Genomic DNA, 22,800 nt, shown 5'->3' on the forward strand with positions numbered 1-22,800 from the left:
TGAGGGCGGTTCCAACCGCCCCTTGCGAGGTGCCCGTTCTTGGCGGGCCGGACCTGAAGCTCATTCAGGCAATCGGATCTGCCGACCATTCACCGTTGACCAGGCGTTTCAATCCCAGTGGATTACTGTTGCGCAAGGCGTCTGGCAGCAAGGCCTCCGGATAGTTCTGATAGCACACTGGGCGCAGGAATCGGTCTATTGCCAAGGTGCCAACCGAGGTGCCACGGGCATCGGAAGTAGCTGGATACGGGCCGCCATGGACCATGGCATCGCAGACTTCGACCCCGGTTGGATAGCCGTTGACCAGAATCCGCCCAACCTTCTGTTCCAGCAGCGGTACCAGCCACTGATAGTCCTGCAAGTCGCCGGGTTCGCCAATCAAAGTCGCTGTCAGCTGGCCGCGAAGGCCCTGCAGGGCAATCTTGAGTTCGGCATCATCGCGCGCTTCGACAACGATGGTGGTGGGACCGAACACTTCTTCTTGAAGCAGCTCATCACCTTCAAGCAACAGCGCAACATCTGCTTTGAACAACTGCGCGTGAGCTTGATTGCCCTCTTGAGGCTGTCCTGCCAGATGGCTGATACCTGCATGAGCGTGCAAGTGTTCCAGGCCTTTGCTGTAACTGCGCAAGCCTGCGGCATTGAGCATGGTCTGTGGCGCCTGAATTGCCATCTGCTCCTGCAGATGCGCTTGGAAAGCGCTGAACGCTGGTGAGCTGACACCCAGCACCAGTCCAGGATTGGTGCAGAACTGGCCGCAGCCCATGACCACCGAGGCTGCCAACTCGCGAGCAACGGTTTCACCACGACTGGTCAGCGCCTCGGGCAGCAGGATGACTGGGTTGATGCTCGACATTTCGGCGAATACTGGAATCGGTTGCGGGCGTTCGGCGGCCATTTTACACAGGGCATTGCCGCCGCTCAGTGAGCCAGTGAAGCCAACCGCCTGGATTGCTGGATGCTTGACCAACCATTCGCCGACACCGGCACCGAAAATCATGTTGAACACACCTTTAGGCATACCTGTACGCTCGGCGGCGCGAACGATGGCGCAACCAACGTGGTCAGCCGTGGCCATATGGCCGCTATGCGCCTTGAACACCACTGGACAGCCCGCGGCCAGAGCGGCGGCGGTATCACCACCGGCGGTGGAGAAAGCCAGTGGAAAGTTGCTGGCGCCGAACACTGCGACCGGGCCTACACCCATGCGCACCTGGCGCAGGTCGGCCCGTGGCATTGGCTTGCGCTCGGGCAGCGCAAGGTCGATGCGCGCGCCAAGAAAGTCGCCGCGTTGCAACACGTTCGCGAACAGGCGCATCTGTCCGCTGGTACGCGCGCGTTCGCCTTGGATACGTGCCGGGGGTAGGGCGGTTTCCTGACAGACAATGGCGACGAAGTCATCGCCCAGGGCGTCTAGCTCGTCGGCGATGGCCATCAGAAACTCACCGCGATGGGCCGGGCTCAGTTGACGGAATTGTACGAAAGCGGCTTCGGCTGCGCGCGCAGCACTGTCCACTTCAGCTTCAGTGGCCTGGATGAAGGTGAACGGCAGGACTTCGCCACTGTGGGCGTCGCGGCTTTGCAACTGCTGGGTACCTGCAGCGCTGCGTGCGCCGGCAATGAAGTTGTGGCCGAGAACGGTGGGCATGGAAATCTCCTGGCTCTGTAAGTAAGGTTGGATAACCGACATCGTATGACTCTACGAGACTCAAGCGGTGCGCAAGGCTGTGTACAGCGCCTTGTGGCTAATTTGCTGTCAGGTGATGGGTGCAGGATTGAACAGGGTTATGTCGTTATGCAGCTTGTAGCGTTCGGCCCAGGTTTGTTGGCGGCCGCTGGCTACATCAAGGTAGTAGTGGAACAACTCCCAGCCCAGCTCTTCGATGCTGGCGCGCCCGGTTGCGATGCGCCCGGCATCGATGTCGATCAGGTCAGGCCAGCGCTCGGCAAGCTCGGTACGGGTCGAGACCTTGACCACCGGTGCCATGGCCAGCCCGTAAGGTGTGCCGCGCCCGGTGGTGAACACATGCAGGTTCATCCCGGCCGCCAGTTGCAGCGTACCGCAGACAAAATCGCTGGCCGGGGTGGCGCAGAATACCAGGCCCTTGCCGGTAACACGCTCGCCAGGGCCAAGCACACCGTTGATGGCGCTGCTGCCGGATTTGACGATCGAGCCCAGGGACTTCTCGACAATATTCGACAAACCGCCTTTCTTGTTGCCTGGCGTGGTGTTGGCGCTACGATCGGCCTCGCCGCGTTGCAGGTACTGATCGTACCAATCCATCTCGCGTACCAGCGCCTGCGCGACTTCCGGCGTTTGCGCCCGAGAGGTGAGCATGTAGATGGCGTCGCGTACTTCGGTGACTTCCGAGAACATCACCGTCGCGCCAGCGCGAACCAATAGATCCGAGGCGTAGCCCAGTGCAGGGTTGGCAGTGATGCCGGAAAATGCATCGCTGCCGCCACACTGCATGCCGAGGATAAGCGCCGAAGCCGGGACTGTTTCGCGGCGGCGCTGGTCGAGTTTTTTCAAGCGAGTTTCAGCCAGCGCCATGATCTGCTCGATCATTTCGCCGAAGCCATGACTGGCGTCCTGCAGGCGGTACAGCCAAGGTTCGCTGAGGTCGACGCTAGCATCATCCTCGTGCATCACTTGCCCGGCTTGCAGCTTCTCGCAGCCCAGGCTGATGACCAGTGCTTCGCCGCCCAGGTTGGGATTGCGGGCCAGGTTGCGCACGGTGCGAATCGGAATGTAGGCATCGCGGGCGTTGATCGCCACACCGCAACCGTAGCTATGGGTCAAGGCGACCACGTCATCGACATTGGGGTAGCGGGGCAGCAACTCGTTGCGAATGCGGTTGACTGCATGATCCAGTACCCCGGTCACACACTGCACCGTCGTGGTAATACCGAGGATGTTGCGGGTACCGACGGTTCCGTCGGCGTTGCGGTAACCTTCAAAGGTGTAGCCTTCCAATGGCGGCAGTGCAGCGGGGACCGCGTCAGACATCGGCAGACTGTCGAGTGCTGGCGCCGATGGCATGGCCAGCTGGGTTTCCTTCACCCAGCTACCTTGAACCAGGTCTTGCAGCGCGTAGCCGATTACCTGGCCATAGCGCACCACCGGTTCGCCCTTGGCGATGTTTACCAGTGCCACCTTGTGGCTTTGCGGAATCCCTTCGACCACCGTCAGGCCATCGGCAAAGCGGCTGCCTTCAGCGACCCCCTGATCATTCACCACGACAACAACGTTGTCCTGTTCATGCAGGCGTACGTAGCGTGGTGAGTCAGCGTGTTCGATCATGTGCATGGGTTGGCCCTTCTTGTACTTTATTCAGGCTGATCAGCAGGCCTGCAACCGCGGTCGCAGGCGTTTTACTCAATGACGGGATTCAGCCAGGGTACCGCTGGCTGGTTGCGCCTGGGCATTACCGTTCTTGCTGGCATCTTCGCGCAGTTCGATGCGCTTGATAGGACCGACTATCACGAGGTAGCTGAACACGGCTACCAGGGCGTTGGCGCCGACGTATACCAGTGCCCACTTGAACGACCCGGTGGCGCTGATGATGTAACCAATGATGATCGGCGTGGTAATCGAGGCGATGTTGCCGAAGGTGTTGAACATACCCCCCGACAAGCCGGCGATCTGTTTTGGCGAGGTGTCGGATACCACTGCCCAGCCGAGCGCACCGAGGCCTTTGCCGAAGAACGCCAGGGCCATAATGGCGACCACCATCCATTCGGCATCGACATAGTTACAGATGATCATCGACGTCGAGAGCAGCAGGCCGATAACGATCGGTGTCTTGCGTGAGAAGGTCAACGAGTGGCCACGGCGCAGCAGGTGGTCGGAAATTATCCCGCCCAGCACTCCGCCGACGAAGCCGCAGATCGCTGGTAAGGAGGCAATGAAGCCGGCCTTGAGGATCGACATGCCTCGCTCCTGCACCAGGTACACCGGAAACCAGGTGAGGAAGAAATAGGTGATTGCGTTGATGCAGTACTGTCCCAGGTAGATACCGAGCATCATGCGGCTACTGAGCAACTGTTTGATGTAGTCCCATTTCGGTCCGCTCTTGCCAGCCTGCTTGGGTTTGTCCATGTCCACCAGGCCGCCGTTCTGCTCGATGTACTCAAGCTCGGCAGTACTGACCATCGGGTGTTCCTTGGGGTTGTAGATCAGTTTGAGCCAGGCGACGGAGAACAGAATGCCCAGCACCCCCATCACGATGAATACGTGCTCCCAACCCCAGGAGTGAACGATCCAGCCCATCAACGGGGCGAACAGTACGGTGGCGAAATATTGCGCTGAATTGAAGATTGCAGAAGCCGTGCCGCGTTCGGCTGTCGGAAACCAGGCCGCGACGATTCGGGCGTTGCCAGGGAACGACGGCGCCTCGGCGAAACCGACCAGAAAGCGCAGCATGAACAGAGCAATGATCGCATTGGCCACCGGCAGATAGCCGACAAAGCCTTGCAGTACGGTAAACGCAGACCAGGTGAAGATGCTCAGAGCGTAGACCTTCTTTGAACCAAAGCGGTCAAGCAGCCAGCCACCGGGAATCTGTCCCAGCACATACGCCCAACCGAAAGCCGAGAAGATGTAGCCAAGGGTGACCGCATCGATACCCAGATCCTTCTGCAAGCTGGAGCCAGCAATGGAAATGGTGGCTCGGTCGGCGTAGTTGATCGTGGTCACGATGAACAGCATGAACAGGATCAGATAGCGTACATGCGTCTTTTTAGTCGCTTGCATGCAGATGTACTCCCACTAATTATTTTTGTGCGGGGTTCTGGTTGTGTGGAGCCGAAGCGCTCAGGCTTCGGCTCCGGCGACCCTTGGCCGCCAGGGTGCGTCAGCCGTTATTGCGCACCCTGCTTGTCGATCAGCGCGGCCAGCATCTCGTACTCCTGGGTTGTCAGTTCGGTCAGTGGCGTACGTACCGGGCCGGCATCGTAGCCAGCGATCCTGGCCCCGGCCTTGACGATGCTCACGGCGTAACCGGCCTTGCGATTACGGATGTCCAGGTAGGGCAGGAAGAACTCGTCGATGATCCTGGCCACGGTAGCGTGATCGTCCCGGGCGACGGCGTGATAGAAATCCATCGCTGTTTTCGGAATGAAGTTGAACACTGCCGAGGAGTACACAGGCACGCCCAGGGCCTTGTAAGCCGCGGCGTAGACCTCGGCAGTCGGCAAACCGCCGAGGTAGGTGAAACGATCACCGAGGCGGCGGCGAATCGACACCATCAACTCGATGTCACCCAGGCCATCCTTGTAGCCAATCAGGTTCGGGCAGCGTTCAGCCAGTTGCTCCAGTTGCGTGGCATTCAGGCGGCAGACGTTGCGATTGTAAACCACCACACCGATATCCACCGAGCGGCACACCGCTTCAACGTGGGCGGCAACGCCGTCCTGGCTGGCTTCGGTGAGGTAGTGCGGCAGCAGCAGCAGGCCTTTGGCGCCCAGGCGCTGCGCTTCTTGCGCGTACTCGATGGCTTGACGGGTCGATCCGCCGACACCGGCCAGAATCGGCACGCTGGTGGCGCAGGTGTCGACCGCAGTTTTGATGATTTGCGAATATTCACTGGCAGCCAGGGAGAAGAATTCGCCGGTACCACCGGCCGCAAACAGGGCGCTGGCGCCGTATGGGGCCAGCCATTCCAGGCGCTTGATGTAGCCCGAGCGGTTGAAGTCGCCCTGGGCATTGAAGTCGGTGACCGGGAAAGACAACAGGCCGCTGGAGAGGATGGATTTCAGTTCTTGTGGATTCATTGTTGTAGAACACCCTGTAGGACACATTGGGAAACGCAGTGGTACTCGAGTAGAGATACGTTATCGTACAACTAAAAATGTGCCTAGCCCCGCTGGTCCTCTTTTTTCACTCTGCGGTAGTGAGTCGCCGGTGCGCGGGTGGCGCTGATGAGGCAAACAAGCCTCGTCTTGCACGCCACCGAGACAGGCCTTAAATCAGTAGCTCAACAACGCCGTATACCTTCGCCTTCCAGGACTCTCGGCCCTGGGCCTTCTTTGCCCAAGGTGTCATCAGGGTTGCGCAGCGGGCAGTCATCCAGGGACAGGCAGCCGCAGCCGATACAATTGTCCAGGCTGTCGCGCAACGCTTCCAGGGTACGGATGCGGGCGTTCAAGTCTTCTCGCCAGGCTGATGACATTTCCCCCCATTGAGCCGCCGTCACTTTGCTGTTGGGTGGGTACTTGCCGATGGCGTTCTTGATCTCCTCCAGTGGAATACCGGTGCGTTGCGCCACTTTGATAATGGCGATGGTGCGTAGCACCAAGGCTGGGAAGCGCCGTTGATTGCCGGCGCTTCGCGTACTGGCGATCAAGCCTTTGGACTCATAGAAGTGCAGGGTGGAAACAGCCACACCGCTGCGTCTGGCCACTTCACCGATGGTGAGTGACCGCGAGCTATCCGTTCTTTCGTTCCCCGCCACAGTTGTTGACCTCAAGTTAAGTTGAGGTTTTATAGTCCGCTCCGATCTTTCCTGCAACTGGCAGTGAGCACACCCCTGAGGATCGGAGCAAGGCATGGGCAAAAGGATGTATTTGGCTGTGGGTGCCGCAGTGGTCGGCGGACTGGCCAGTGTGTATGCATTTACTGGCAACCGTTCGGCAGAGCAGGAATTTGCTGCGTGGCCGGCAACCAAGGTGGCACTGGCCAAGGTCGTGCGCCTGGATATTCCACGCCAGTCCCTTGCCGCAGGAGAGTTGGAAGCCGCCAGCCAGGTTCTGGTGGCGGCGGAGGCGGCGGGTCGTATCACTCGCATTGCCTTCGAATCCGGGCAAGTGATCAAGGCTGGGCAGTTGCTGGTCCAGCTCAACGACGCGCCGGAGCAGGCCCAGCGTGTGCAATTGCGAGCCAAATTGCATAACAGCGAGACGTTGTTGCAACGTACACGCAAGCTGCGAGCAGAAAATGTCGCTACGCAGGAGCAGTTTGAGAGCGCGTCGACCGCTGTGGAGGTGGCCAAGGGAGAGCTGCTTCAGATCGAAGCGTTGATTGCGCAGAAGGCGATCCGTGCACCTTTTGCTGGAACGGTCGGAATTCGTCGAGTTCACCTGGGGCAGCATTTGAATGCTGGCGAAGCCGTTGTCAGCTTGGTGGACGCACGTTATCTGCACGTCAATTTCTCGCTGGATGAGCAAGATGCGCCAGTGCTGCGCGTCGGACAACCGTTGGCACTTGCGGTCAATGCGTTTGCACAGCGGCAGTTGTCCGCCGAGGTGACGGCGGTCGATCCGATGATCAGCCAGGCACGCCAGGTGCAGGTGCAGGCAACCTTGGCCAATCCGGATGGGCAGTTGCAGCCCGGCATGTATGCAAGTGTCCGTCTCAATGCGCTGCGACCGTCTTCGGTGCTTGCCGTGCCTGAGACGGCGATTACCTACACCGCTTACGGGCAAACGGTATTCATCGCTACCGAGGATGATGAGCGCGGCATTGTCGTCAGTCGCACCGGGGTCACCACGGGGGAGCGCTGGCAGGGACAGATAGAGGTCAGTTCGGGATTGAAGGAAGGTGATCGGGTGGTCGTTTCCGGTCAGCTCAAACTCAGTGATGGCATGCACGTTGAAACGGTGCCCGCGGACACTCTGCAAAGCGCCGTCGGGGAGCACCGTCGTGAGGTTCACTGACCTGTTCGTTCGTCGCCCAGTGCTGGCGTTGGTGGTCAGCAGTCTGATCGTGCTGGTGGGGCTGTTCGCCATGGCCAAACTGCCCGTTCGTCAGTACCCACTGCTCGAAAGTTCGACCATCACCATCACCACGCAGTACCCGGGGGCGTCCGCCGAGTTGATGCAAGGCTTTATCACTCAGCCGATCACTCAGGCCGTGTCCTCGGTGGAGGGCGTTGATTACTTATCTTCTTCGTCGCTTCAGGGGCGCAGCCTGATCACCCTGCGCATGACCCTCAATCGGGACTCGACCCAAGCCCTGGCCGAAACCATGGCCAAGGTGAACCAGGTGCGCTACCGGTTGCCGGAGAAGGCATACGACCCGGTCGTGGAACTGTCCGCGGGCGACTCGACAGCGGTGGCCTACGTAGGCTTTGCCAGCGATACATTGTCGACCCCGGAACTGAGCGATTACCTCTCACGCGTGGTCGAGCCGCAGTTTTCAGGCATCGAGGGTGTTGCCAAGGTGCAGACCTTTGGCGGGCAGAACCTGGCCATGCGTTTGTGGCTGGACAGCGAGCGCATGGCGGGGCGTGGGGTAACGGCCGCAGATATCGCTCAAGCCGTGCGCAACAATAACTACCAGGCCACGCCGGGGCAGGTTCGCGGGCAGTACGTACTTGCCGACATCAGTATCGATACCGATATGACCAGCGTCGAAGAATTTCGCGACTTGATCATCCGCAACGACGGTACCGATCTTGTGCGCCTGCGTGATGTGGGCACCGTCGAGCTTAATGCTGCCGCAACCCAGACCAGTGCAACGATGGATGGCAAGCCGGCAGTGCATCTGGGACTTTTCCCCACGCCGTCGGGCAACCCCCTGGTCATTGTCGATGGCATTCGTGAGCTGCTGCCGCAAATCGAGAAAACCCTGCCTCCTGGGGTAACTGTTGCGCTGGCCTACGAGACGGCGCGCTTTATCGAGGCTTCGATCCACGAGGTAATTCGTACACTGCTCGAAGCGATGCTGATTGTGGTTGTGGTGATTTGGCTGTGTCTGGGCTCGCTGCGTAGCGTGGCGATACCGGTCATGGCTATTCCGCTGTCGATGCTGGGGGCTGCGGGGTTGATGTTGATGTTTGGCTTCAGCCTCAACTTGCTGACCTTGCTGGCGATGGTGCTAGCCATCGGTTTGGTGGTGGATGACGCCATCGTCGTGGTTGAAAACGTTCATCGGCATATCGAGGAGGGTCAGTCGCCGGTTGCCGCTGCCTTGGCCGGTGCGCGTGAAATCGCAGGTCCGGTGGTCGCCATGACCCTGACGCTGGCGGCTGTATACGCCCCGATCGGCTTGATCGGCGGGCTGACCGGTACGCTGTTTCGTGAATTCGCCCTGACTCTGGCGGGTGCAGTAATCGTTTCTGGGGTGGTGGCGCTCACCTTGTCGCCGGTGATGAGTTCGCTGTTGCTCAAACCGGGTCAGCAGGATGGACCAATGGCCAAGTTGGCCGAGAAGCTCTTTGGAGGGCTGGCGGCGGTTTATGGACAGGCACTTGGCCATTCCCTTTCCAGGCGCTGGATCAGCGGTGGTGTGGCGTTGCTGGTGTGCATGAGCCTGCCCTGGTTGTACCAGTTGCCGCAGCGCGAGCTGGCGCCACCGGAAGACCAGGCGGCGGTGCTGACTGCAATCAAGTCGCCCCAGCATGCCAGCCTTGAATACGTGGAACGCTTCGCCAGCAAGCTGGATCAAGTCATGAAGTCGATTCCGGAAACCACCGACACCTGGATCATCAATGGGACGGATGGACCGGCCAGCAGTTTCGGCGGTATCAACCTGACGACCTGGGAAGCGCGCAAGCGCTCGGCGGCGCAAATTCAGGCCGAGCTGCAGCATGCGGCGAGTGACGTCGAGGGCAGCAGCATTTTCGCTTTCCAGGTGGCTTCGCTACCAGGCTCCAGCGGTGGCTTGCCCGTGCAAATGGTGTTGCGCAGCGCTCAGGATTACCCCGTGCTGTATCAGACTATGGAAACGCTCAAGCAGCGCGCTCGCGAGAGTGGCCTGTTCAGCATGGTCGACAGCGACCTGGACTACAACAATCCGGTGGTGAAAATCAGCATCGACCGAGCCAAGGCTGCCAGCCTGGGTATCAGCATGGAGGATATCGGCGAGTCGCTTGGCGTGTTGGTCGGCGAGCAGTACATCAATCGTTTCGCGCTCTATGGCCGTTCCTATGACGTTATTCCGCAAAGCATCCATGATCAGCGATTGAGCCCCGCGGCGCTTGCCCGTCAATACGTGCGTGCCAGTGACGGTCGACTTGTGCCGCTGTCGGTGGTGGTGCGCCTGGAAATGACGGTGGCGCCAAACCGCTTGCTGCAGTTCGATCAGCAGAATGCAAGCACGCTGCAGGCGATAGCCGCACCCGGTGTCTCAATGGGCAAGGCCGTGGATTTTTTGCAGCAGCTCGCTGCCGAGTTGCCGCCGGGCTTCAGTCATGACTGGCAATCGGAATCCCGTCAATACGTGCAGGAAGGCTTTGCCTTGATGTGGGCTTTTCTTGCCGCCTTGGTGGTGATCTATCTGGTGCTTGCTGCGCAGTATGAAAGCCTGATGGACCCACTGATCATTCTGGTGACGGTGCCCTTGTCCATTTGCGGCGCCTTGCTGCCACTGGCACTGGGCTGGGCCACGCTCAATATATATACCCAAATAGGCCTCGTTACCCTGATTGGCCTGATCAGCAAGCACGGCATTTTAATGGTGGAGTTTGCCAACGAGATACAGGTTCGTGAAAACCTCGATCGAACGGCAGCAATTGTTCGCGCTGCGCAGATTCGCTTGCGTCCGGTACTGATGACCACGGCGGCGATGACATTTGGTGTGGTGCCACTGTTGTTTGCCAGTGGGGCCGGAGCCAATAGCCGTTTCGGCCTTGGCGTGGTGATCGTCTGTGGCATGGTGGTGGGGACCCTGTTCACCCTGTTTGTACTGCCGACGATCTACGTCTGGCTGGCGCGGGATCACCGAGTCCACAGCCCGCGCCAACAGCAACTTGAAGAAGCCGAACGGCGTCTTGGCATCCGTGCTGTCTGAGGAGCGACCATGAACAACCTGAAACGTTATCCGGTCCTGCTGAGTGCGCTGCTGAGCCTTGCTGCTTGCTCGGTCGGCCCCGAAGGCAAGGCCCCGCAGGTGGCGCCAATCGAATACGTCAGTCCCCAGGTGCGGGAGTTTGCAAACACGGCCATACAACCTGACGCAGCCTGGTGGACGTTTTTCGACGATGCTCAGCTGGAGCAACTGATCGCTACCGCTGTGGCGCACAACCGCGATGTACGTCAGGCCCGAGCGAGCCTGTTGCTGGCGCGGGCGAACTTCGATGAGCAAGCGCTGCAACGACTGCCGGTGGTTACCAGCGAGCTCACCTATCAACGCAGCATTGAGCAACGGGAAGCGCCGGACACTCGACCGCAGCGCAGTTTGTCCGAATCATGGCGAGCAGGGCTCGACGTGCAGTGGGAGCTGGATCTGTTTGGCCGTCTCGATCATTTGAGCAGCGCTGCGCAGTCACGAGTCGAAGCGTCGCAGGCCGATGTCGAACAGGTGCAACTGAGCATTGCCGCTGAAGTGGCGCAGACCTATTTCGCGGCGCAAGGTTTGCGCCAGCAATTGTTGTTGGCCAATGATGAAGTGCGCAGTTGGGGGGAGACTGTGCGCATGGTCGAAGCACAGATGCTGCTGGGCAGTGGCTTGCCTGAAGACCGTGAAAGCGCCCAGAGCAAGTTGCTGCTTGCGCAGGCGGCGATTGCGCCACTCCAGGGCCGATTGCAAAGAAACCTGTATCGCCTGCAAGTGCTATCTGGCCAGCGTCCAGGCAGTGCTCCTGTGCCGCTTGAGGACGCGCCACCACTACCATTGGCCCGGCAGATGCCACTCGGGGATCCGAATGCCCTGATTCTCAATCGTCCTGATGTGATTCGCGCTCAGCGGCTGCTGGCGGCGCGGGTCGAGGAAGTGGGCGCGGCAACCGCAGATTTCTATCCCCGACTCAGTCTTGGCGGCTTTATCGGCTTTTTTGCCTTACGCAATGCTGATGTCGGCAGCGCCTCGCGCGCGTTCGAACTGACCCCCGGAGTGACCTGGCCGGCGTTTGATCTAGGGAGCGTTCGGGCGCGTCTGCGCGCTGCGCAAGCATTGTCCGAAGCTGAAACCGAACGCTTCGAGCAGGTGCTCCTGCTCGCTATCGAAGAGGTGGAAGGGGCGATTGTGCAGCTCACCGAGCATCAGCGGCACCTGCAAACCCTGGTGCGTTCAGCCCGGCATGCCGAGGTCTCGTTCGATATCGCCAGTCGGCGTTATGACAGCGGATCGGGCAGCTATCAGGCAGTGCTGGAAAGCCAGCGCGAGTTGCTCCGAATGCGCCAGGACATCTCCCAGGCAGAAACCGCGTCTTATCGAAATGTCGTCGATCTGTACAAAGCACTCGCTTGGAGAACGCCTGCAACCAGCACGCAGCTCCAGCAGGCAATGGCCTCTCAATAATTAATTTGCAAGGACTTGTGATGGATACGGAAACCTCGCAGCTGTTTTTTCTGGCTGTCCACTTCCTGGGGTTCAGCCTGTGGCTGAGTATTGCTCTGATCAACAACCTTCAGGCGTTTTCCGCTTCGGTGGGGGCCGTTGGCGCCACCTTGTCGATGGCTCCGCTCAAGCAGCACCCGCGGATCGATATTCCGTTGCTCAAGCGAAGCATGGACTCTCCTGCTCTGCACAAATTGGCCCTGTCGATCATTGTGTTGCTGCAGTTGGCAGCAGTCGTCAGCGCGTGGACGGGCTGCTACAACCTTGTATTTGGCGATAGCTTGGAAGTCGCTCGGTCGTGGCTGAATCTTTCCTTGAGTGCAGCGCTGGGTTCTATTTTTGCCATGTTGCTGGGAGGACTCTGGTTTGGCTACTGGATACGCCAGGAGGGCCTGCAGTTAACCCATCTGGCACTCGTATTATGGATGATGCTCAGCTTTATATTGCTCAACTCGAGTTGGCTGAGTTAACCCAGCGAGTCGCCGGATTGTTACTGTTTCATCAACATTGTTTTCCAGTCTTTTGGAATTATCCCAAAAGGCCATCGCGATAAACTGTCCCTAGAGTCAGGGCGCGCAGCTATCTATCCAAACCGGTAGCGGCCGCCTTGACTCCATCTTGAATATCGAACTCGCGTCGAGTTTCGATTCCAGACTGCCGGGTTGCGGCGACCTAACGTCAGCATCCGGGCCTAAACGTATTGGCGGCAATGTGCGCCGCTGATCTTCCATGCTTACTTGCCTCGGCAGGGTAGTGCATAGGGATTTTGAACTAACCACGCGTAGCCAGATACAGGACGGTCCGATCATTCGGCCGATTTTCTCACCTTCTGTGGGAGCCGTTCTGTATTCACCAACAGGGCATATTTACATATGACGGACGACAATCTTTCCCATAAGGGAAGACGCTCAATCAGTGACGTCGCAAGGGTGCTGTTTTCTTTGCTGGCTTTTATCGTGGCGCTTGCATTGATCTATGGCGGGATCAAATTGCTGGCGTTGGGCGGATCAAGTTATTACTTGATAGCAGGCTTGGCGTATTTGCTGTTAGCTGCACTTTATCTACTTCGCAAGCGACTTGGCCTTGCACTTTCTGTGGTTATATTCCTGGCGACATGTGTCTGGGCCTTTTACGAAGTACGCCAGTTCAGTTACTGGCAATTGCTTCCGCGCCTGGTCGTTCCGGCCGTTATTCTCACGCTTAGTCTGTGGGTAAGTGCAGCACTTGCTGGCACTTCCTTGCGCACGCGGCGCTTGGCTAATCGTTTTGGTTTTGCCGTGTTCCTGGGACTGATCGCCACATTTGTTGCGGCGTTTTTTCCGCACGGTGCGGTCTCCAACCCAGTGGCTACGACGGCCATGCCTGCTTCGAAGGCATCCCAATCAGCCCCGGAAAACTGGGAGTTCTTTGGCCGCAATGCGTCGGGCACCCGGTTTGCACCCTACACGCAAATCACTCCGGAAAACGTCAATAAGCTCCAGGTTGCCTGGACTTACAGAACAGGCCGCAGAACCACTGGCGCGGGCGCGGGTGTGGACGAAAACACCCCGCTGCAGATTGGTAGTGTTCTGTACTCCTGCACCCCGGAAAATCTGATTACAGCGCTCGACGGTGACACAGGCAAGCCGATCTGGAAGTTCGATCCGCATGCCAAAAGTGAAGAGCACGTAACCTGTCGTGGCGTCGGTTACTACGATATCGACAAGGACGACAGTCTCACGGCCGAGGTCAAGGCGTCGTACAGCAACGACCAGCAATGCCGCCAGCGCATTCTGGTGTCGTCGGTGGACGCCCGCTTGTTCGCGCTCGATGCCCACACCGGCGAGCTGTGCCCAAGCTTTGGCGACAACGGCTATGTCGACCTCAAGAAAGGCATGGGCCCGACAGAGAACAGCAAGCGCTATCACCCAACCTCGCTGCCGGTGGTCATGGGCCACCTGACCGTCGTGGGTGGCTGGGTACGCGATATCGTCGCAAACGAGCCTTCAGGCGCTGTGCGGGCGTTCGACGTGCTCACCGGCAAGTTGGTATGGGCTTGGGATGTAGGCGCGCCTGAGAGCGCAGATGCAGCCGCCGACGATCATCAGTTCTCGCTCGAAACGCCGAACGTATGGACCATTCCGACCTACGATAAAGCGTTGAACCTGGTCTACCTGCCAACCGGTAACGGCCCACCCGACTATTGGGGGGGTGATCGGAACCAGGCCAAGGAAAAATACGGCTCGGCAGTGGTCGCCGTCGACGCGTCCACAGGCAAGGCCAAATGGGTCTACCAGATCGTCCACCACGATGTGTGGGACTACGATCTGCCTTCGCAGCCTGTTCTTTATGACATGAAGAATGCTCAGGGCGAGACCACCCCGGTGCTGATCCAGACTACCAAGACCGGTCATATCTTTGTATTGGATCGGCGTACCGGCAAGCCGGTGACTGAAGTTCAGGAGCGTCCAGTACCGACCTCGCCAGCAGCCGAAGGCGAGCACCTGTCGCCGACGCAGCCGTACTCGGTTGGCATGCCGGTGATCGGTGCCGAGCCACTGACGGAGGAGTCCATGTGGGGCGTGAGTACCTTCGATCAACTCTATTGCCGAATCATGTTTAAGGACTCGGTCTACGTTGGACCCTTCACGCCGCCAACTGAAAAGCCCTACATCGAATGGCCAGGCTTGTTGGGTGGCATGAACTGGGGTGGCATCTCCATCGACGAAAACACCGGCATGATGTTCGTCAATGACATGCGTGTGCCGCTGCGAATGTCCTTGGTCACCAAGGAAAACACCAAGAAATTCAAAGTTTCGACTGATGAAGTACCAGGCTTCATGGGCACAATTCGTCCACAAGTTGCCGGTATCTATGGTGGTATCAGAATCGACATTCTGCAGTCGCCACTGGGCGTGCCATGCAACAACCCGCCTTTTGGCAGCATGAGCGCCATCGATCTGAACACGCAGAAGCTGGCCTGGCAGGTTCCATTGGGAACCGTCCAGGACACCGGGCCTCTGGGTATCAAGACGAAGATGCCGATCCCCCTGGGCATGCCGACACTCGGTGGCCCAACCTCGACCGCGTCCGGCTTGGTGTTCTTCGCCGGTACCCAGGACTACTACCTGCGTGCACTCGATTCGGCAACCGGTAAAGAGGTGTGGAAAGCGCGTCTGCCAGTTGGCGCAGTGGCGGCTCCGTTGATCTATAAGTCACCCGCCACAGGCAAACAGTACGTGGTCATCTCCGCCGGTGGGATGAGCCATTCCCCGGATGTGGGCGACTACATCATCGCCTATGCGCTGCCCGACAGCGTTAGCAAGTAACGCCTCGGCTGACCTTGTTGAAAAATAATCCCCGTTTACGGGGATTATTTTTGCAGCACCCACATCTTTGAAACGGAGCACATCTGGGATGTTTTTTTCTTTCCGCGCACTGCTGACCAGCAGCCTGTGCAGCGGTCTGTCGCTATGCATCTTGCCACTATCCTCAGCACAGGCTGACACTTCCGACCTGATGAGTCGTTCGACACTCACCGGCGACTGGGGGGGCGAACGCCAGAAACTGGCCGACGCGGGGGTCAAGCTCACGGGGGACTACAGTTCTGAAACCATTTCCAACCTGCACGGCGGAATCAAGCGCGGTACACGCTATGCCCAACAAATTCGCATTGGCGTCCAGTTCGATCTGAGCAAACTGCTGGACACGCCTGATGCGGGAGTGGTGCAGATCATCGTCAATGATCGTCGCGGACACAGCGCTACGGAAGACTTGCTCGGCAATCGCCTTTCAGCGCAGGAGAACTACGGTGGCCAGTACACCCGCCTGACCGAGTTCAGCTATCAGCGCAATCTGTTCTCGCCAGACCTGTCGACCAAGGTTGGCTTCATGGTAATGGGCACCGACTTTGGCGGCATGCCAATCCTGGCCAACTTTGTCAGTGCAGGCTTCTGTGCACATCCGCTGACCATGGGCAGCGGCAGTGGCTGGGGCAATTATCCGACGGCACATTGGGGCGGTGAGTTGCGCTACAACGTCAACCCATCACTGACCCTACAAACGGCTGTATTCCAGGTTAACCCTGAGTACAACATGCGCTCCTCCAAAGCCTTTTCCATGCCCAGCAACGGCACCACCGGTGCAATTTTGCCCCTGGAAGCGATCTTCAATAACGATGATTTTCTTGATGGCCAGTACAAGGTGGGGTGGTACTACGACACCTCCGACGCTGCCAAAATTGGCAGCACGGAAAAAAGCAGCAACCGCACAGGCGCCTACGTGTTGATGGACCAGGCAATCTGGAAAGATGAGCAAGATCCGGAAAGCGTGCTGCGCCTTTTTGGCCAGGCGGCCACCAGCAATGCGGCAACCTCGCCGATGCGCCGCTGGTACTCGATAGGACTGGTCAAGCAAAAGCCTTTTGCAAGTCGTCCGAAAGACTCCATCTCGTTTGGTTACGGCCGTGCGGTGCTCAACTCGCGCACGCGAGACGTACAGGAGGCGGCTGCCGGCAGCCCGGGGGAATACGACATGATCGCGGGGCTGGACAATGCAGAGCAGATGCTGGAGCTCAACTATGGTGCGCAAGTCACACCCTGGCTGCTGCTGCGTCCCGACCTGCAGTACTACATTGAACCTGGTGCGTTCTTTGGCAAGAAAAGGGGTAATGCATTGGCGCTAGGGTTACAGGTCAAAGCGACGTTTTAACGGCATCCAGAAACAGAAAAACCGCGACCAGGCGCGGTTTTTCAGGGAGCAGTTTCTCAGTGTGTGAGTTAACACACTGAGACGGGATGCTCCAATCAGACGTTGGCTGCGCACCGACTAATGTGCAGTCATGGACATTAACGTAAATTATTGATGTAGAAGAAAATCTTTCTTGGGTGATAGTGTCCACAGACACTTACCTTTTTTTGAGGATTTTTGTGCCGGATGTCCACACCCACTTTATTGCTACCAAGCTGGCAGTAGTAATTGTGGGGCGGGCGCTTTAATCAGTATTTATCTACAGCGACTTACTCTGGTAACCGATCCGCTTTTCCTGCCAGACGATGTGGATGGTCGTGTGCTGTTCGAGAGGGTTACGGAACGCTGGAGAGCCCAGAGGGAAGGGCGAGTCATTGATCAGCACGTCGGGGGGGGGATGTCGTGATGGTGCCGCCTGTGGTCGAGGCACGTGAGCGGGACGTACTGCACGCTGTGCGCCCCTTTGTGCGCTTTACACCTGATGGTGTGGTCTGGGCCGATGGTTCGGAGACGGCAGTCGATGCGGTGATCTGGTGCACCGGATTCAAGCCAGCTTTAGGGCACCTGGCCAGCCTTGGGGTGGTTACCGAGGAAGGGCGTGTGGAGGTCGAGGGGACTCGTGCTTTGAACGAACCCAGGCTATGGCTGGTGGGCTATGGCGAGTGGACGGGATCGGCGTCGGCGACTTTGATCGGGGTTACCCGTACAGGCTGCAGCACCGTCACTGAAATCGAACAATTACTGGTAAAGGCGGAGGCATGAGAGCCCCCGCCTGATGGTCGCTGGTCAGCTTGGCTGCTGTGTGGTGTCGCCGTGCCTGGGCAAAGCGATCGAGATGAGGGCGGCAGCCAGTACAAAAGCGCTTGATACCCACAAGCAGGCCTCTAGGCCATAAGCTTGGAACACCCAGCCGGAAAGCAGCGTGCCGACCAGCCGTCCCAGAGCGTTGGACATGTAGTAGAAGCCCACGTCCAGGGATACCCCATCCTCCTTGGCATAGCTGACGATCAGGTAGCTGTGCAGAGATGAATTCACTGCGAACAGTATGCCGAACAGCATCAGCCCACCAAGCAATACCACCTGAGCCGACCAGCTTGTGGTCAACCCCAGAGCAATGAGTACGGGCAGTCCGGCCAGCGCGATGGCCCAGGTAAAGGCTGCTCGGCCGTCCGGCACATGACCGCGCTTCTTGCCGGTGATGTTGGGGGCAAACGACTGCACGATGCCGTAGCCGATGATCCAGGCGGCAAGAAAGCCGCCGACCAACCAGAAGTCCCAGCCAAACGCGGTGCTCAGGTACACCGGCAGTGCCACGACGAACCACACGTCTCGGGCGCCGAAGAGAAACAGTCGTGCAGCTGAGAGGATGTTGATCGCCCGGCTCTTGGACAGCATGTCGCGGAACTTCGGCTTGGCTTTGGCCTTGCCCAAGTCCTTTTTAAGCAGGATCAGACTGCCGATCCAGATCAGGGCCAGTACTGCCGCCATGGCCAATACCGCCTGGGGGAAGCCGAGCAGCGCGAGCAATGCTCCCCCGAGGAAGAAACCCACACCTTTGAGCGCGTTTTTCGAGCCTGTGAGGATGGCCACCCATTTGTAGAGGGTGCCTTGCTGGCTGTCCGGTACCAGGAGCTTGATGGAGCTCTTGGCGCTCATCTTGTTCAAGTCCTTGGCGATACCGGAAAGCGCTTGGGCGGCCATCACCCACGGCACCGTCAGCCAGGCTGCCGGTACCGTGAGCATCAGCAGGGCCAGGACCTGCATGCCCAGTCCGATGTTCATGGTGCGATTGAGCCCCAGGCGGGCGCCGAGGTAGCCGCCCACCAGGTTGGTGATCACGCCGAACACTTCGTAGAACAGGAACAGCGCCGCGATCTGCAGCGGCGTGTAGCCCAGCGAATGGAAGTGCAGTACCACCAACATGCGCAATGCGCCGTCGGTTAGGGTGAAGGCCCAGTAGTTGCCGGTAACCAGCAGGTACTGACGCACTTCCGCAGACAGGGCTGACAACGCCTTCATGATCGCCGCTTACTCCGCGATGCCGACCAGTCGTGCCAGTTCCGCCGCACGGTTGGCGTACCCCCACTCGTTGTCGTACCAGGCGTAGATCTTCACCTGAGTACCATTGACCACCAGGGTCGACAGCGCATCGATGATCGAAGACCGCGGATCGGTGCGGTAGTCGATGGACACCAGTGGGCGTTCTTCGTAGCCCAGGATGTCCTTCAGCGGGCCTTCGGCAGCAGCCTTCAGCAGCGAGTTAACCTCTTCAGCCGTGGTCTCACGCGCCACCTCGAACACGCAGTCGGTCAGCGAGGCGTTTGCCAGCGGTACGCGCACGGCGTGACCATTCAGCTTGCCGCGCAGTTCGGGGAAGATCTCGGCGATCGCTGTGGCCGAACCGGTGGTGGTCGGGATCAGACTCATGCCCGAGGCACGGGCGCGGCGCAGGTCCTTGTGCGGTGTATCAAGGATGCTCTGGGTATTGGTCAGGTCATGGATGGTGGTGATCGAGCCGTGGCGGATGCCCAAGTTCTCGTGAATCACTTTGACCACCGGAGCCAGGCAGTTGGTAGTGCAGGACGCGGCGGTGACAATGCGGTGCTGGGCCGGGTCGAACAGGTGCTGGTTTACGCCCATCACCACGTTCAGCGCGCCTTTTTCCTTCACCGGGGCACAGACCACCACGCGTTTGACGCCCTGATCCAGGTAGGCCTGGAGCACGGCTACCGACTTCATCTTGCCGCTGGCTTCGATGACCAGGTCGCAGCCCGACCAGTCGGTGTCGGCAATGGTCTTGTTCGCCGTGACCTTGATGCGCTTGCCATCGATCACCACCGAGTCGCCGTCTGTACCTGCTTCGCGGTGCCAGCGTCCGTGGATCGAGTCGAAGTTGATCAGGTGGGCGTGAATCTCAGCGTCTCCGGCCGGGTCATTGATCTGCACAAATTCGAATTCAGGCCAGTCCCAGGACGCGCGTAGCGCCAAGCGACCGATGCGGCCAAACCCATTGATGCCTACTTTGATTGCCATGTTCTTGTTCTCGAGTCGCGGTTCGCGAGCGGTCAGAGGGTATTGGTGAACTGATTGATGTAGCTGACGTGTGCAGGGTTTTGAATCGCTCGCGGGCGCAAGGCCTGAACCTGAGCGATGGCCTCGTCCACAGGGATGCCGCACTCGATCATCAGGCGGGCTGCGAACAGGCCGGTACGGCCCGAGCCACCCTTGCAGTGAATAGCGATCGATTTGCCTGCCATCACCAGCTCTTTTAGGCGCTCCCGATGGGTTTCCCAGGCAGCAGCAAAGGGCTCGCCGGGAGCCTGATCATCCTCCACCGGCAGGTGGAACCATTCGAGGCCCAAAAGCTGGCATTCCTCAGGCAACAGATCGACTTCGTTCTGCAGCAGTTCTTCATTTGGCATCAGGGTTACCAGTGCGCTCGCGCCGGCATCGCGCAGTGTCGCCAGAGCCTGGGAGACCGATGTGTCCTTGGTGCCAGGGCACGGGGTGAAGATCAGTTGGCCGATCAACTGGGGAGTAGTCAGCACGGAATACGGGTGCAGTTGCATGCTCAAAAGCCTCAGATGGAGCGTTGATTGACGCGCTTCGACAGTTCTTCAGCGGACTCTTTACGTTCGGAATAGCGATCAACCATGTAGTCCGCACGATCACGAAGCAGCAGGGTGAATTTCACCAGTTCCTCCATCACGTCGACGACACGGTCGTAGTAGGCAGAAGGCTTCATGCGGCCCGCCTCGTCGAACTCCAGATAGGCCTTCGGCACTGACGATTGGTTAGGGATGGTGAACATGCGCATCCAGCGGCCAAGCACGCGCAGCTGGTTGACCACGTTGAACGACTGCGAGCCCCCGCAGACCTGCATCACAGCGAGGGTTTTGCCCTGCGTCGGTCGCACGGCACCCATGCTCAGCGGAATCCAGTCGATCTGCGACTTGAACACGCCGGTCATCGCACCGTGGCGTTCTGGCGAACACCAGACCATGCCTTCCGACCAGAGCACCAGGTCGCGCAGCTCTTTGACCATGGGGTAGTCGTCGGGTACGTCATCCGGCAGCGGCAGGCCGGACGGATTGAAGATCCGCGTCTCGGCACCGAAGTGCTCCAGCAGGCGGGCTGCTTCCTCGGTCAGAAGGCGGCTGAAAGAGCGTTCTCGGGTTGATCCATACAGCAGCAGGATGCGCGGTTTGTGAGTGGACTGCTGCTCGATAGCCAGCTTTTCGGAAGACGGCAGATCGATCAGATCACTGTCGATGTTGGGGATATGGTGTTCGGTCATGATTTCACTCCTGGGACAAGGCACCAGATGGCTGATCGAACCAGCGACGCTTGAGCCACAAGGCAACGCCGACCAGGGAGATCAGTACCGGTACTTCCACCAAAGGCCCGATGACGGTGGCAAACGCTACCGGCGAGGCAAGGCCGAAAGTGGCAATGGCCACGGCAATGGCCAGTTCGAAGTTGTTACTGGCAGCGGTAAATGCCAGCGCGGTGGTGCGTGGGTAGTCGGCCTCCAGCAGCTTGCCCATCCAGAAGCTGATGAAGAACATCACCACGAAGTAGATGGTCAGTGGGATGGCGATGCGCAGCACATCCAGAGGCAGTTGCAGCACCATGTCGCCTTTCAGGCTGAACATAGCGACGATGGTCAGCAGCAACGCTACGAGTGCCAGCGGGCTGATCTTCGGAATGAAGCGCTCCTCGAACCACGCGGAGCCCTTACGGCTGATCAGGATCTTGCGGGTCAGGAAGCCAGCCAGGAATGGGATACCCAGATAGATCAGTACCGATTGGGCAATTTCGAGGAAGCTGGTTTCGATGATGCTACCTTCCAGGCCGAACAGAGGCGGCAGAAGGCCCAGGAAGATCCAGGCATACACGCTGAAGAACAGAATTTGGAAAATGCTGTTGAAGGCGACCAAGCCCGCAACGTACTGGTTGTTGCCGCCCGCGATCTGGTTCCACACCAGCACCATGGCGATGCAGCGTGCCAAGCCGATGAGGATCAGGCCGGTCATGTACTCGGGCTTGTCGGAGAGGAATACGACAGCCAGCCCGAACATCAGCACCGGGCCAATCACCCAGTTCTGAATCAGCGACAAGGCGAGGATGCGCTTGTCTTTGAAGACCTGTGGCAGCTCCTCATATTTCACCTTCGCCAATGGCGGGTACATCATGACGATCAGGCCAATGGCAATGGGGATGTTTGTCGAGCCAACCGACAGGCTGTTCAGCCATGCAGGCAGTCCCTGGAAGAGACTGCCGAGGCCAATGCCAAGGCCCATGGCCAAAAAGATCCAGACCGTTAGGTAGCGATCGAGGAATGAAAGGCGGCTCTTGCTCATGGTGAATCTCCCTTAACGTCAGAGCGTTCCGATGCGTGCCAGCTCGGCCTTGAGCTGGGCGGCATCCAGTTGTTCAAAAGGCAATGCGAGGAATGCCGTAATGCGGCGCTTGATGTGCTCAAGCGTGGCGTCGAAAGCCTCATCCAGTTCGGCGGCGCTACCTTGCAGGTCCGACGGATCAGAAAGGCCCCAGTGGGCCTTCACTGCCGGCCCAAAGAACACGGGGCATGCTTCGCCAGCGGCTTTGTCGCAGACGGTGATGACAAAGTCCGGGGCGAGCTCGGCGTGTGCATCACTGGACTTGCTGCTGAGACCATCGGTGGAAATACCGGCGCGCTGCAGCGCGGCGATGGACAACGGATGCGCCTCGCCCTTGGGCTGGCTGCCGGCGCTGAAGGCCTTCATACCGGTCGGGGCCAGGTGGTTGAACATGGCTTCAGACAGGATGCTGCGGCAGCTATTGGCGGTGCAGAGGAACAGAACTTTCAT

General features: G+C 58.9%; 17 protein-coding genes and 1 pseudogene. 7 read left to right on the forward strand and 11 right to left on the reverse strand.

Going from position 1 to position 22,800, the window contains the following annotated elements; all coding sequences use genetic code 11:
* Positions 1–64 precede the first annotated feature (64 nt).
* From V0R60_RS13160 to soxR, 5 genes are all read right to left on the reverse strand, one after another.
* On the reverse strand, positions 65–1,648 hold the full coding sequence (locus V0R60_RS13160; RefSeq protein ID WP_330079847.1) for an aldehyde dehydrogenase (NADP(+)): 1,584 nt from the start codon (positions 1,646–1,648) through the stop codon (positions 65–67).
* Between the two features lie 108 nt (positions 1,649–1,756).
* Positions 1,757–3,310 carry a galactarate dehydratase gene (gene garD, locus V0R60_RS13165; RefSeq protein WP_136478189.1) on the reverse strand — a complete coding sequence of 518 codons (1,554 nt, stop codon included), beginning with the start codon at positions 3,308–3,310 and terminating at the stop codon, positions 1,757–1,759.
* Positions 3,311–3,379: 69 nt separating this feature from the next.
* Entirely contained in the window at positions 3,380–4,756 is a 1,377-nt protein-coding gene (locus tag V0R60_RS13170) for an MFS transporter (RefSeq protein WP_136478188.1), read from the reverse strand.
* Positions 4,757–4,863: 107 nt separating this feature from the next.
* A complete protein-coding gene (kdgD, locus tag V0R60_RS13175; protein WP_136478187.1) occupies positions 4,864–5,775 on the reverse strand; it encodes a 5-dehydro-4-deoxyglucarate dehydratase in 912 nt (303 codons plus the stop codon).
* Between the two features lie 203 nt (positions 5,776–5,978).
* Positions 5,979–6,413, reverse strand: coding sequence for a redox-sensitive transcriptional activator SoxR (gene soxR / locus V0R60_RS13180; protein WP_375547277.1), 435 nt, complete (start codon positions 6,411–6,413; stop codon positions 5,979–5,981).
* A gap of 136 nt (positions 6,414–6,549) precedes the next feature.
* On the opposite strand from soxR, the gene V0R60_RS13185 reads away from it, so the two are divergent.
* The 7 genes and pseudogenes from V0R60_RS13185 to V0R60_RS13215 all read left to right on the forward strand — a co-directional run.
* Positions 6,550–7,656: an efflux RND transporter periplasmic adaptor subunit gene (locus V0R60_RS13185; RefSeq protein ID WP_330079849.1), complete on the forward strand. Its 1,107-nt coding sequence runs from the start codon at positions 6,550–6,552 to the stop codon at positions 7,654–7,656.
* Positions 7,643–10,732, forward strand: a complete 3,090-nt coding sequence (locus tag V0R60_RS13190) for a MexW/MexI family multidrug efflux RND transporter permease subunit (RefSeq protein ID WP_330079850.1) — start codon at positions 7,643–7,645, stop codon at positions 10,730–10,732. The genes V0R60_RS13185 and V0R60_RS13190 overlap by 14 nt, the downstream gene beginning before the upstream one ends.
* Positions 10,733–10,741: 9 nt before the next feature.
* The gene (locus tag V0R60_RS13195; protein ID WP_330079851.1) at positions 10,742–12,181 is read left to right on the forward strand and encodes a TolC family protein; all 1,440 of its coding nucleotides are present in this window, start codon (positions 10,742–10,744) and stop codon (positions 12,179–12,181) included.
* A 20-nt stretch (positions 12,182–12,201) separates the two neighbouring features.
* Positions 12,202–12,690 carry a DUF2165 family protein gene (locus tag V0R60_RS13200; RefSeq protein ID WP_136478182.1) on the forward strand — a complete coding sequence of 163 codons (489 nt, stop codon included), beginning with the start codon at positions 12,202–12,204 and terminating at the stop codon, positions 12,688–12,690.
* 402 nt (positions 12,691–13,092) lie between these two features.
* Positions 13,093–15,528 carry a membrane-bound PQQ-dependent dehydrogenase, glucose/quinate/shikimate family gene (locus tag V0R60_RS13205; RefSeq protein ID WP_330079852.1) on the forward strand — a complete coding sequence of 812 codons (2,436 nt, stop codon included), beginning with the start codon at positions 13,093–13,095 and terminating at the stop codon, positions 15,526–15,528.
* Between the two features lie 88 nt (positions 15,529–15,616).
* Positions 15,617–16,909: a carbohydrate porin gene (locus V0R60_RS13210; RefSeq protein ID WP_330079853.1), complete on the forward strand. Its 1,293-nt coding sequence runs from the start codon at positions 15,617–15,619 to the stop codon at positions 16,907–16,909.
* Positions 16,910–17,165: 256 nt separating this feature from the next.
* A pseudogene (locus V0R60_RS13215) lies at positions 17,166–17,710 on the forward strand (pyridine nucleotide-disulfide oxidoreductase); the annotation flags it as partial.
* A 24-nt stretch (positions 17,711–17,734) separates the two neighbouring features.
* On the opposite strand, the gene arsJ reads toward V0R60_RS13215, so the two are convergent.
* From arsJ to V0R60_RS13245, 6 genes are read right to left on the reverse strand one after another with little or no spacing between them, the layout of a single operon-like run.
* Entirely contained in the window at positions 17,735–18,967 is a 1,233-nt protein-coding gene (gene arsJ / locus V0R60_RS13220; RefSeq protein ID WP_302028842.1) for an organoarsenical effux MFS transporter ArsJ, read from the reverse strand.
* 9 nt (positions 18,968–18,976) lie between these two features.
* Positions 18,977–19,981, reverse strand: coding sequence for an ArsJ-associated glyceraldehyde-3-phosphate dehydrogenase (locus V0R60_RS13225; protein ID WP_302028841.1), 1,005 nt, complete (start codon positions 19,979–19,981; stop codon positions 18,977–18,979).
* A 32-nt stretch (positions 19,982–20,013) separates the two neighbouring features.
* A complete protein-coding gene (locus V0R60_RS13230) occupies positions 20,014–20,517 on the reverse strand; it encodes a cyclin-dependent kinase inhibitor 3 family protein (RefSeq protein WP_302028839.1) in 504 nt (167 codons plus the stop codon).
* A gap of 11 nt (positions 20,518–20,528) precedes the next feature.
* Positions 20,529–21,245: an arsenical resistance protein ArsH gene (gene arsH / locus V0R60_RS13235; protein ID WP_302028838.1), complete on the reverse strand. Its 717-nt coding sequence runs from the start codon at positions 21,243–21,245 to the stop codon at positions 20,529–20,531.
* Positions 21,246–21,249: 4 nt separating this feature from the next.
* On the reverse strand, positions 21,250–22,311 hold the full coding sequence (gene arsB / locus V0R60_RS13240) for an ACR3 family arsenite efflux transporter (RefSeq protein WP_302028836.1): 1,062 nt from the start codon (positions 22,309–22,311) through the stop codon (positions 21,250–21,252).
* Between the two features lie 18 nt (positions 22,312–22,329).
* On the reverse strand, positions 22,330–22,800 hold the full coding sequence (locus tag V0R60_RS13245) for an arsenate reductase ArsC (RefSeq protein ID WP_302028834.1): 471 nt from the start codon (positions 22,798–22,800) through the stop codon (positions 22,330–22,332).

This window comes from Pseudomonas auratipiscis (genome assembly GCF_036324085.1).
Taxonomy (GTDB): domain Bacteria; phylum Pseudomonadota; class Gammaproteobacteria; order Pseudomonadales; family Pseudomonadaceae; genus Aquipseudomonas; species Aquipseudomonas auratipiscis.

Coding starts and splice junctions, on each gene's coding strand:
- V0R60_RS13160 (WP_330079847.1), bottom strand. CDS start 1,648: ATGCCCACCGTTCTCGGCCACAACTTCATTGCCGGCGCACGCAGCGCT.
- garD (WP_136478189.1), bottom strand. CDS start 3,310: ATGCACATGATCGAACACGCTGACTCACCACGCTACGTACGCCTGCAT.
- V0R60_RS13170 (WP_136478188.1), bottom strand. CDS start 4,756: ATGCAAGCGACTAAAAAGACGCATGTACGCTATCTGATCCTGTTCATG.
- kdgD (WP_136478187.1), bottom strand. CDS start 5,775: ATGAATCCACAAGAACTGAAATCCATCCTCTCCAGCGGCCTGTTGTCT.
- V0R60_RS13185 (WP_330079849.1), top strand. CDS start 6,550: ATGGGCAAAAGGATGTATTTGGCTGTGGGTGCCGCAGTGGTCGGCGGA.
- V0R60_RS13195 (WP_330079851.1), top strand. CDS start 10,742: ATGAACAACCTGAAACGTTATCCGGTCCTGCTGAGTGCGCTGCTGAGC.
- V0R60_RS13200 (WP_136478182.1), top strand. CDS start 12,202: ATGGATACGGAAACCTCGCAGCTGTTTTTTCTGGCTGTCCACTTCCTG.
- V0R60_RS13205 (WP_330079852.1), top strand. CDS start 13,093: ATGACGGACGACAATCTTTCCCATAAGGGAAGACGCTCAATCAGTGAC.
- V0R60_RS13210 (WP_330079853.1), top strand. CDS start 15,617: ATGTTTTTTTCTTTCCGCGCACTGCTGACCAGCAGCCTGTGCAGCGGT.
- arsJ (WP_302028842.1), bottom strand. CDS start 18,967: ATGAAGGCGTTGTCAGCCCTGTCTGCGGAAGTGCGTCAGTACCTGCTG.
- V0R60_RS13225 (WP_302028841.1), bottom strand. CDS start 19,981: ATGGCAATCAAAGTAGGCATCAATGGGTTTGGCCGCATCGGTCGCTTG.
- V0R60_RS13230 (WP_302028839.1), bottom strand. CDS start 20,517: ATGCAACTGCACCCGTATTCCGTGCTGACTACTCCCCAGTTGATCGGC.
- arsH (WP_302028838.1), bottom strand. CDS start 21,245: ATGACCGAACACCATATCCCCAACATCGACAGTGATCTGATCGATCTG.
- arsB (WP_302028836.1), bottom strand. CDS start 22,311: ATGAGCAAGAGCCGCCTTTCATTCCTCGATCGCTACCTAACGGTCTGG.
- V0R60_RS13245 (WP_302028834.1), bottom strand. CDS start 22,800: ATGAAAGTTCTGTTCCTCTGCACCGCCAATAGCTGCCGCAGCATCCTG.